At 35.9% G+C, this 11,178-nt stretch carries 9 protein-coding genes; 7 read left to right on the forward strand and 2 right to left on the reverse strand.

Annotated features, from left to right (window positions below; genetic code table 11):
* Position 1: 1 nt before the first annotated feature.
* Both AC6UDA_RS02880 and AC6UDA_RS02885 read right to left on the reverse strand, forming a co-directional pair.
* Entirely contained in the window at positions 2-865 is an 864-nt protein-coding gene (locus AC6UDA_RS02880; protein ID WP_500706333.1) for a MucBP domain-containing protein, read from the reverse strand.
* 90 nt (positions 866-955) lie between these two features.
* On the reverse strand, positions 956-2,971 hold the full coding sequence (locus tag AC6UDA_RS02885) for an ATP-dependent Clp protease ATP-binding subunit (protein WP_500710853.1): 2,016 nt from the start codon (positions 2,969-2,971) through the stop codon (positions 956-958).
* A 163-nt stretch (positions 2,972-3,134) separates the two neighbouring features.
* On the opposite strand from AC6UDA_RS02885, the gene ykzS reads away from it, so the two are divergent.
* The 7 genes from ykzS to AC6UDA_RS02920 all read left to right on the forward strand — a co-directional run bounded on the left by ykzS (position 3,135) and on the right by AC6UDA_RS02920 (position 10,894).
* A complete protein-coding gene (ykzS, locus tag AC6UDA_RS02890) occupies positions 3,135-3,329 on the forward strand; it encodes a protein YkzS (protein WP_500699312.1) in 195 nt (64 codons plus the stop codon).
* A gap of 113 nt (positions 3,330-3,442) precedes the next feature.
* On the forward strand, positions 3,443-3,709 hold the full coding sequence (locus tag AC6UDA_RS02895; protein ID WP_500693598.1) for a phosphocarrier protein HPr: 267 nt from the start codon (positions 3,443-3,445) through the stop codon (positions 3,707-3,709).
* Between the two features lies 1 nt (position 3,710).
* Positions 3,711-5,441 carry a phosphoenolpyruvate--protein phosphotransferase gene (ptsP, locus tag AC6UDA_RS02900; RefSeq protein ID WP_500710855.1) on the forward strand — a complete coding sequence of 577 codons (1,731 nt, stop codon included), beginning with the start codon at positions 3,711-3,713 and terminating at the stop codon, positions 5,439-5,441.
* A 102-nt stretch (positions 5,442-5,543) separates the two neighbouring features.
* Complete coding sequence (locus AC6UDA_RS02905; RefSeq protein WP_500693600.1) at positions 5,544-6,728, forward strand: glycosyltransferase family 4 protein; 1,185 nt, start codon at positions 5,544-5,546, stop codon at positions 6,726-6,728.
* Between the two features lie 12 nt (positions 6,729-6,740).
* Positions 6,741-7,763 (forward strand): glycosyltransferase family 4 protein, encoded by a 1,023-nt coding sequence (locus tag AC6UDA_RS02910; protein WP_500693601.1) that lies wholly within the window; start codon positions 6,741-6,743, stop codon positions 7,761-7,763.
* Positions 7,764-7,767: 4 nt separating this feature from the next.
* On the forward strand, positions 7,768-8,832 hold the full coding sequence (locus AC6UDA_RS02915) for a lysylphosphatidylglycerol synthase transmembrane domain-containing protein (protein ID WP_500693602.1): 1,065 nt from the start codon (positions 7,768-7,770) through the stop codon (positions 8,830-8,832).
* Between the two features lies 1 nt (position 8,833).
* Positions 8,834-10,894 (forward strand): LTA synthase family protein, encoded by a 2,061-nt coding sequence (locus AC6UDA_RS02920; RefSeq protein WP_500693603.1) that lies wholly within the window; start codon positions 8,834-8,836, stop codon positions 10,892-10,894.
* The last annotated feature ends 284 nt before the right edge of the window (positions 10,895-11,178 follow it).

Below are 11,178 nucleotides of genomic sequence, written 5' to 3' on the forward strand. Positions count from 1 at the left end.
TTTAGGTTAGACGTTTGTCATTGTTATGGGTACGAATCGTGGATCGCTTTTTGATCCATTGTGATCCGCCAAGATTTAACCAATCATCTTGATTAGTTCGAATTTCTGTAAAGACACGCCAAGTTGATCCAGCTGGTAAAATTTGATCGTATCTTTGCTTTCGCACCGGTGAATCATAAACGGAAGTGGGGATTTTCATTTTGACTAAATAATTGACTGACTGAACCACTTTCCAGTTAGAACGTCGGTAATATAAGATGATATTTTTGGTTTTATTTGTGAATTGACCGGTTAAGTCACCAACCGATAGGTGAAGCTGGTAGTTAGGAATCACAGGAGCCTTTAGTGTAAACTGCTGGTTTAATGGACCATTCACGATTTTGGGAGGGAGAAGCAAGCGAAATGAATCAAAATCAAAGCAGTAAACGCTAACTGGTTGGCCTAACTTAGGGATGTAATGAAACTTGATTAGTTGTTTTTTTGCTTGCATTTTTTTAGTCATTCCATCAACACTAACTAATATGTAGTTTTTTATTTTGGGAACGATGAAATTAATTGGATCGCCAACTGAACCACTAATGATTTCAGTTGATTTTAATTGATTCCCGTTTTGATCGACAAATTCCATAAAAACTGTACTTGGGGTTCTGATAACCTCTTTTTTAGGAGTTGATTGATGATTTTCGGCAGGTAATGGGGTGGTGGTATGAATTGATTTTGGCTTGTTTAAAGAAATTTCGGATGGATCTATGGAGGTTGTCGTCTTTTTAACGTTGTTTTGTCTGATTGGTCTTTTCATCCGATGTTTTGAATGCTTGTAGTTATGATTATTTTTTGAAAAGATTTTTTTCATCCAATTAAACATAATTTTCCTCCAAAGATGGTTTATATTGATTTTACCATTTCTGGAAATAAAAAAAGACCTAGATTAGAATTCTAATCTAAGTCTCTTTCACTACTTAGTACTAATAACGATATTGTTGTTCTTGTCTGTATCAGCAACAAGATTGTTAGTTTCTGGATGATTCAAGAAGTAGTCGGCCGTTTGGTTTTCTAACTGTTCTTGAATTACTCGTCGAAGCGGACGGGCACCCATTGACGGATTGTAACCGAGTTCGACAATTTTTGCTTTGGCCGATTTGGAAACATCAATGTGAACGTTTCTTGACGCTAACATGTTATTCATATCTTTAATCATCAGATCGACAATTTGATTTAAGTTATCTTTAGAAAGCTGGTTGAATTCAACGATGTCATCAAAACGATTGAGAAATTCAGGCTTGAAATAAAGTCCTAATTTATCCATCACAGAATGAGTTTTACCAGTTGCTTCTGGTGTAAACCCAACGCTTGCTTCGGCATCGCTTCCGGCGTTACTAGTCATAATGATGACAGTGTCCTTAAAGGAAACCGTTCGACCTTGTGAGTCAGTCAAACGACCGTCATCTAAGATTTGTAAGAATGTGTGAAGAACGTCTGGATGAGCTTTTTCAACTTCATCTAACAGAATCAAGCTGTAAGGATTACGACGGACTTTTTCGGTTAATTGGCCAGCTTCATCGTATCCAACGTAGCCAGGCGGTGAACCAATCAATTTAGCAACTGATTGTGGTTCACGATACTCTGACATGTCAAATCGAATCATTGAATCTTCGGATCCAAATAATTCTTTGGCAAGTTGTTTAGCCATCTCAGTCTTACCAATCCCAGTGGATCCAACGAATAGGAATGAACCAATCGGACGACCGCTACCATTAAAACCAATTCGATTTCGTTTAATGGCTTTAGCAACTGAATCAACAGCCTTGTCCTGTCCGATCACATGTTGCTTTAAATTTGGAGCTAAGTCCTTTAATTGTTGTTGTTCTTTGGTTTGTAGTTCTCCAACTGGGATATTGGTCATTTCTTCAACAACTTGTTGCATATCCTTTTCGGTAACGGTGTTGTGTTTCTCACTTGTAGCACCCTTATCCTTATTTTGATGAAGTCGTTTGATCTTATCACGGTAGTAAGCGGCCTGTTCGTAGTCTTCTTTATCTAAAGCCGTCTTCTTTTCGTTTTCAGCACTGTCAATCTCTTTGTCAATTGTTTTTGGATCAACAATGTTTAAAGTTAAATTCTTTCTGGAACCAGTTTCATCAAGTAAATCAATTGCCTTGTCCGGAAGGTAACGATCACTGATATAACGATCGGAAAGGGTAGCTGCCGCTTTCACTGCTTGATCGGTATACTTGACTAGATGATAGTTTTCATAACGATTTTGTAGACCCTTTAGAATCTTGATGGACTGATCAACCGTTGGTTCTTTGACCATGATTGGTTGAAGTCGTCTTGAAAGAGCAGAGTCTTTTTCAATGTCACGGTATTCTTTTAGAGTGGTTGCTCCAATTAATTGAAAGTCCCCACGAGCAAGAGCGGGTTTTAAGACGTTACCTGCGTCCATGCCACCTTCAGCATTACCTGCCCCCATGATTTCATGAATTTCATCAATGAATAAGATGATGTTACGGTTTGACTGAACCTCTTTAATTAATTGTTGCATTCGTTTTTCAAATTGACCACGAATACCTGTGCCTTGAACCATTGAAACCATGTCTAATTGAATTACCTGTTTGTTTTGAAGTTTTTCTGGAACAGTACCATCAGCAATTTTTTGAGCGAGGCCCTCAACAATTGCTGTTTTTCCAACTCCGGCTTCACCAATCAAGACCGGGTTATTCTTGCCTCTACGATTTAAAACTTCGATTGCTCGAGCCGTTTCTTTATCACGACCGATTACTGGGTCAAGTTTTCCGGCTTTAGCTTTTTTAGTTAAATCAGTTCCGTAAGTTGAAAGAATTGATTTTGAACCATTTCGGCCATTGCCGCGTCCACTTTGTGGTGGAACTTGATAATCATTGACTTGGCCATTTTGCATGGCACGAAGAAAGTCATCTAGACTACCAAATCCGTATGAACCTTGTCCTTCCATAGTTTAAGCCTCCCTTTGCTTAACTAAATTGTCAGACGAAAGTCTGACCTTTATTGACCATTCATGAATATTATACGCACTAATAACATTCAATCAAGTATTTTGACTGATCTAGAAATTATTTTAATGTGGTAACATTGAAACCGATTAGGAGGCAATAATTATGGATAAAAACGAAAATGACTTTACCGAACTCTTAAACCAATTAAAGGATGGAAAAATCAAAGATTTGACGGTTGAACCAAAGGATTTTCCGAAATTTCAGCAGGCTTTTATGAGCTTTCCAACACGGAAAAGAATCGTAGGGAAAGCCAGCGAAAAGGGCATTTTAACCTATCATTATTCGTCTGAAAATTAGCGTCATAACAATTATGTAAGCGATTTATGATAATTACTTGTTTTTTAGATGATAAATTGATATTCTTAAACTGTAAATAGAGTTAAATAAACGATTAAAGGAGTGCGTTCATTATGGAGAAACGTCAATTCAAAATCACGGCAGAAACTGGCATTCATGCTCGTCCAGCAACTTTGTTAGTTCAGACCGCTAGCAAATTTGATTCAAATATTAGTCTTGAATATGGTGATAAATCTGTAAACTTAAAATCAATCATGGGTGTTATGTCATTAGGAGTTGGCCAAGGTGCTGATATTACTATTTCAGCCGATGGTGACGATGCTAAAGAAGCCCTTGATGCAATTGCTAAAACCATGAAAGATGAAGGATTGATCGACTAATATGACTACCTTTAAGGGTATTGGTGTTAGTGATGGGATCGCATTTGGAAAAGCTTATTGTTTGACTAAACCAGATTTAACTTTTAATAAAGAAGCCTTTTTGGGTATAGACGAAGAAAAAGCACGCCTTAAAAAAACGTTTCAAGATACCAAAACTACTATTATAAAAATCAAACAAAGTAATAGAGTTGAAATGGCTAAAAAATATCTTGATATTTTAGATTTTTATTTAGAAGTTTTATCTGATCCAGAGTTGATTAATGAGGTTAAAAGAGTCATAACAGAAGAAAAAAAGAATGCTGCATTTGCATTGAATCGTGTATTCAATCAATATGCAGCTATTTTTTTGAATATGAATGATCCGTATTTAAGGGAACGGGTTCATGATATTGAAGATATCAGAGACCAGCTTTTGGGACGTCTACTTGGCGTCGATACTCCCGATCTATCACTTATTAACCAGCCAGTTATTATTGTTGCTAATTCCATTTCTCCAACTCAGATTGCACAAGTTCAAAAGAAAAATATTAAAGGGATTGTTACAGCTGTTGGAACCAAGAATTCTCATGCAGCCATTATATCTAGAAGTATGGACGTTCCAGCTGTACTAGGATTGCAGGACAGCCTAAATCATTTAAAAAATGATGAACAATTGATTGTTGACGGAAGTAGTGGAAACGTTATTGAAAGTCCCAATTCAGATGAAATCGAGAAATTCCAGACAAAGCTTGAAAAATTTAGAAAACAAAAAAGGTCATGGGAAAAGTTCAAGGGCCAATCGACCAAGACATTAGATGAGCACCCTCTGCTATTGGGGGCTAATGTTAGTAACGAAAATGAAGTTGATAATGCTTTAGAAGTTGGGGCTGATTCAATTGGATTATTTCGTACCGAATACATTTACATGGATTCTGACCATCTCCCGAGCGAAGACGAACAATTTTTGATGTACAAAAACATTGTTTCAAAAGTAAAAGGAAAGCAGTTAACTTTTAGGACAATGGATGTTGGTGGAGATAAACTAGTTAATTATTTGCCTAATATTTCCCATAATGAGACGAATCCCTTTCTTGGCTATCGTGCCATTCGTTATAGTTTAGGTGAAAGCAAGGTTTTTCGCACTCAAATCAGGGCACTCCTTAGATCTTCATCTTATGGACCAATTCGGATCATGTTTCCTATGATATCAACGGTCTCAGAGCTGGATCAGGTTCTTTCGATTTACACTGAAGAACGCCAGAATTTGATTGATAAAGGAGTTAAACTTGGAGATGTTCAATTAGGAACGATGATTGAAGTTCCGGCGGCAGCAATTATGATTGATAAGATCATTTCAAGAGTAGATTTTGTAAGTATTGGCACTAATGATCTAGTTCAGTACACGGTTGCCGTTGATCGTTTAAATGAGCGTGTCTCCTATTTGTACCAAGCTTGTGATCCAGCCGTGCTTCGTTTAATTGAAAGGGTCGTTAGGATCGTTCATAGCGCTTCTAAGGCCGTGGGTGTTTGTGGTGAGGTTGCGTGTGATCCACAAGTGATTCCTTTTTTGATTGGGTTAGGAGTGGATGAATTATCAGCCACTCCAACTCAAATTTTAAAAACTAAAGCATACATTAGTAAAATTAATTCGAAATCAGCAAGTAAGTTAGCTGATAGTGTCATTAAAAATGCAGATACCACTAGTGACGTTAATAAGATGATTGATGACTTTATCTCTAAGATGCCAGAGTAGATGGTTTACTTAGGTTTGAGTAGTTAGGCACAAAGTTGCAAACCATGCGGGAAACCCATATAATTACATTTGTTTAACGTTAAAGAGAGAGGGGAAAACAACGTGAATATTGGTTTGTTTACAGATACTTATTTTCCACAAGTTAGCGGAGTTGCTACGTCAATCAAAACGTTAAAAGATGAGTTAGAAAGGCGTGGAAATCATGTCTATATTTTTACTACAACTGATCCTAACGTTGAAAAAAATGATGACGATGAAAAAGACATTTACCGTTTTTCAAGTGTTCCCTTTATTTCTTTTACCGAAAGAAGAATCGCCGTCAGAGGAATATTTCAGGCTTATCAAATTGCTAAGCAATTAAAATTAGATATCGTTCATACCCAAACTGAATTTTCACTTGGAATTATCGGGAAGTTCGTTGCTAAAAATTTGAATATTCCTTGTATTCACACTTATCACACAATGTATGAAGATTATTTGCACTATGTTGCTAACGGCAAATTATTAAAACCAGTGCACGTAAAAGAAATGATGTTAGCTTTTTGCCATCACATGGACGGTGTGGTGGCACCAAGTAAGCGTGTCTTGGACAAGCTTACTGATTATGGGGTTAAGAGTCCCATTCGAATTATTCCAACTGGGATTGACGTTAAGCATTATGAAGAAAATGACCATGTTGATATTAGAAAAAAATTAGGCATTAGTGATGAGACCCCATTGATGGTTTCCGTTAGTCGAGTTGCGTATGAAAAAAACATCTCCGAAATGATCGATGCACTACCTAAAATTTTGGATCAAGTTCCAAATGCTATGCTTGTAATTGTGGGTGAAGGACCTGCCGAAGATGATTTAATGAAGCAAGTGTCTGACATGAAACTTAACGACCATGTTATTTTCACCGGGGAAATTAATAATAATCATGTCAATGATTATTATCGAATGGCAGATGTTTTTGTTTCTACGTCTAATTCTGAGTCTCAGGGGTTAACGTACATTGAAGCAGTTGCTGCTGGCACCAAAGTTGTCGTTGCAAGAAGTCCGTACACCGATGACTTAATTGATGATAAATCAATTGGAATGACGTTTGAGTCAGAAGAAAGGTTTGTTTCTGAAACGGTGGATTATTTGCAACACCGAGGTGAATACCCCGATTCCGAAAATGTCCGTGAAGAGAAATTACACGAAATTTCAGCTGAGTATTTTGTGGATCAGATGTTGAGCTTTTATGATGATACAATCAAAGAGTTTGATCGAACTAAAGCTAAGCAAACTAACACATCTGACTGAGGAGTTTTGTTGATGTTAAAGATCGATATGTTTTCAACTGCTGACAAAGTAAAAGGTCAAGGAGTTGGTAGTGCATACATTGAGTTAATTAAGATGTTAAAGAAACATTTTCCAAACGAGTTTGACATTGAGATTAATAAATTTAATCAAGCGAACATTAGTCATTATCACACCATTAATCCAACGTTTTATTTGTCTACATTTTCAAAAAAAATGGGACGAAAGATTGGATACGTTCATTTTTTGCCGGAAACGCTTGAGGGGAGTTTAAAAATTCCTACTCCATTTCGACAAATTTTTTATAAGTATGTAATTGCCTTTTATAAACGGATGGATCATATTGTCGTTGTAAATCCAACTTTTATACCTAAACTTGAAAAATATGGGATTGATAAAAAGAAAATTACATATATTCCAAATTTTGTAAGTAAAAAAGAATTTTATCCGGTTTCAAAGAGCCAGAAAGAAGCTCTTAGAAGTAGTTATGGTTATCAAACAAAACGGTTTACGGTGCTCGGAACCGGTCAAGTTCAGACCAGAAAGGGCGTTCTTGATTTTGGTAAATTAGCAATGCAAAATCCAAACGTTCAATTTGTTTGGGCAGGAGGATTTTCATTTGGAAAAATGACAGCTGGATATTCTGAGTTGAAAGAATTGGTTGATAATCCACCTCAAAACCTGAGTTTTCCCGGAATCGTTGATCGTAAAGAATTAGTAAATTATTATAATATGGCTGATTTATTTCTTTTACCGTCGTATAATGAGTTATTCCCGATGTCTGTCTTAGAGGCATTCTCGTGTGGAATTCCTGTTATGTTGCGGGATTTATCCCTTTATAAAAAAATTATTGACGGGTATTACATTTCAGCAAATAATGAGGCTGAAATGGATAAAAAACTTAAGATGTTGTTAAATGATCCTAAGCTTCTGAAAGCATATGCTGAAAAATCACTTAAAGCATCTGATTATTATTCCGAGGATCATCTAGCCAAGATTTGGCATGATTTTTATTTTGACCAGGCGAAAAAGGGGTAATTGAATGTCCAGGAGAAATAAAGTCTCACTACTTATCATGATTGCCCTTGGATTACTTATTTCATGGTATGCAGCTAGAGACATTAAGTTTAGCGTTCTTATAAGAGATATTGTTGAGATTAATCCATGGTGGTTATTAGTTGCTTTAGGGTGCATTTTGCTTTATTTTGCTCTTGAATCCGTGATTACTTACATGTTAGTTCGAAATAGTGATCCTAATTTTACTTTTCGGGATGCAATCCGGGTACCTTTAGTGGAGCAACTTTTTAATGGGATCACTCCGTTTTCATCTGGTGGTCAGCCGGCTCAACTATTTGTTTTAATTCAATCGGGAGTTGATGGTGGTCGGGCTAGTTCTGCACTACTTATGAAGTTTGTTGTTTACCAAGCCATGATAGTAATTAATTTTTTTATTGCGTTAATAATCGGTTTTAACTACGTTATTGATAAAATGCACGCTCTGGCATGGTTTGTTGTGTTCGGATTTGGCATTCACATGTTTGTGATCGTCTCACTACTTATGATCATGTATTGGCATTCATTTACTAAAAAATTTGTTAATATTTGTATCAAACCAGTGAAATGGTTTGTAAAAGATGCTACATTTTATAAGTTAGTAAATACATTAAATAAGAAGATTGATAACTTTTATAAAGAGAGTGTGAGAATTGGTCACCAAGGGAAGTTGATGGCTAAAATATTCATAATCACTTTTTTTCAATTGCTTTTTTATTACTTAATTCCCTACTTTATTATGCTTTCGTTAGGTTATACCAATGCTAATGTGGTAATGGTAACCAGTCTCCACATTTTGATTGTGATGATTATCTCGATTTTTCCCATTCCTGGAGGAGCAGGTGGAGCTGAGTATAGCTTTGAGATGATTTTTAGAAGTTATATTACTAATGGAAGTAAGCTAGTACTTGCGATGATCCTGTGGCGGATTCTTACGTATTACTTAGGTTTGATTTTGGGAGCCTTTGCCCTCGTGATGAAGCCAAGTAAAAAGGCACAAAAGAATAGGAAAATACTTAAAAGCGAAAGTCATAAGAGTTTTGGAGGAAACTAGAATGTCTCGAATATTAAAAAGCATTCGTAATTTTTTTAATACTACTATCGGTTTCTTCGTGCTGGTAGTCGTTTTATATTGGATAACTACTTTGGTTGTTTATAACGTCGACTTTAGTTTGGGTGTTAAGGGTGGCATGCAAACCTTTTTGATGATTGTTAATCCAATTCCATCAGGACTGCTCTTGTTTGGGATTGCTTTATACTTTCGCGGCAAGCTTTCTTATTGGCTGATGCTGATAATTGATTTTCTACAGTCGACTTGGATGTTTGCTAATGTTTTATATTATCGAGAATTCTCTGACTTCTTGTCAATTGGTATTATTAAAGGAACCGGAGACGTCCAAAATAATTTGGGCAAGAGTATGATGGAAATTCTTCATCCAACGGATTTTTTGATTTATTTGGATGTTGTGGTTTTAATCTTACTATTAGTCTTCAGGATTATTAAAATTGATTACCGTCCCTTTAAGTATCGCTATGCCATTGGAATTACTTTACTTTCGATTTTGCTTATGGGGGGAGAATATTCTCTTGCTAATTCGGATCGGAGTGGTCTTTTAACTCGGACGTTTGATAATAATTATATCGTTAAGTATTTAGGCTTAAATGAATACGCTGCTTTTAATGCATATCAAACTCACCAAGAGAGTTCTACGCGAGCAAAGGCGAAAGCTTCAGATTTGAATAGTGTCAAGAAATTTATTAATCAACATCAGACGTATCCAAGCGTTAAATATTTTGGGAAAGAAAAGGGTAAAAACGTTTTTATTATTCATTTGGAGAGTTTTCAACAGTTCTTAATCAACTATAAAGTTGATGGACAGGAAGTTACTCCGAATATTAATAAGTTTTATAGTGATAAGCATACTATTTCGTTTGATAACTTTTACCATCAAGTTGCTCAAGGTAAGACTTCAGATGCTGAAATGATGCTTGAAAATTCATTGTATGGATTGCCCCAGGGATCTGCGATGGTTACTTATGGTTCGCAGAATACTTTCCAGGCGGCTCCAGCAATTTTAGACCAAAAGGGTTATTCGACGGCTGTCTTTCATGGAGATGTTCCGAGCTTTTGGAATAGAGATAATACTTATAAGTCTTGGGGATATCAGTATTTCTTCGATAGCAACTACTATAAGAAGAAACCTTCGTATAATGTTGGATATGGAATGAAAGATAAGATTATGTTTAAAGATTCAGTTCCTTATCTTGAAAAGCTACCACAGCCGTTTTATGCCAAAATTATCACTTTGACTAATCATTATCCTTATGAATTAGATAAACAAAATGTTTCTTTTCCTGCTCTTAAAACGGGGGATAGTACCGTTGATCCTTATGTCCAAACGGCTCATTATTTAGATCAATCTTTTGGTGAGTTTGAAGCATATCTAAAAGCAACGGGATTAATGAAGAATAGTGTCATTGTTTTATACGGTGACCATTATGGGATTTCTAATAATCATCGTCCTGCAATTGCTAAGATGTTAGGTAAAAAGTCGGTTAATAACTATGATTTGGCTAACTTTCAGAAGGTGCCATTTATGATCCATGCTGATAATTTGGATGGGCACGTTGATCATACTTATGGTGGAGAAATCGATGTCTTACCAACGCTGCTTCATTTATTAGGAATTAAGAATGATGATATGATCCAGTTTGGACATGATTTGTTGGGGAATAATCCTAATCAAATTGTTCCATTTAGGGATGGAGATTTTGTAACTCCTAAATACACTAAGGTTGGGGGAACAATCTATGATTCTAAGACTGGTCAAGTTATTAAGCCGAATAAGCAACAACAACAGGAAGTAGATGGAATTCAGAACTATGTAACTAGTGATTTGTCTCTTTCTGATAGAGTTATCTATGGTGATTTACTTCGTTTCTATCATCCTAAAGGATTTAAGCCTGTGGATCGAAAAGACTATAATTATAAGCCGAAGAATGCAATGGAACAGTTGGATAAGGCTGACAAAGAACGTAAAACTGATCTAATTGATCAGAATGGTGGCAAATCCACGGTTCCGATGTATCATACTGATGCTCCTGAACTAAAATAATTAGAAAAAGCATTTAGATAAAGATCTAAGTGCTTTTTTTGTAAAAAAGTCTTGACGTAATTTTGTTTCCTTGGTATAGTAGTTCTTGTCGTTAAGTGCGCCAAAACAATTTGGTTAAAATTAGTCAAACTTTTCTATTGACAATAAATTAACCACATGGTATATTATTACATGCGGCGTTGAGGTACAATGAGACGACGTTGCGTCAGAGTAGATCTTTGAAAACTGAACAAGATTTTGATTACAAGTGTAAGGTAATTTTAAGTTGTAGAACTTAAAATTAA

Source organism: Fructilactobacillus sp. X8R4C1 (genome assembly GCF_059900905.1).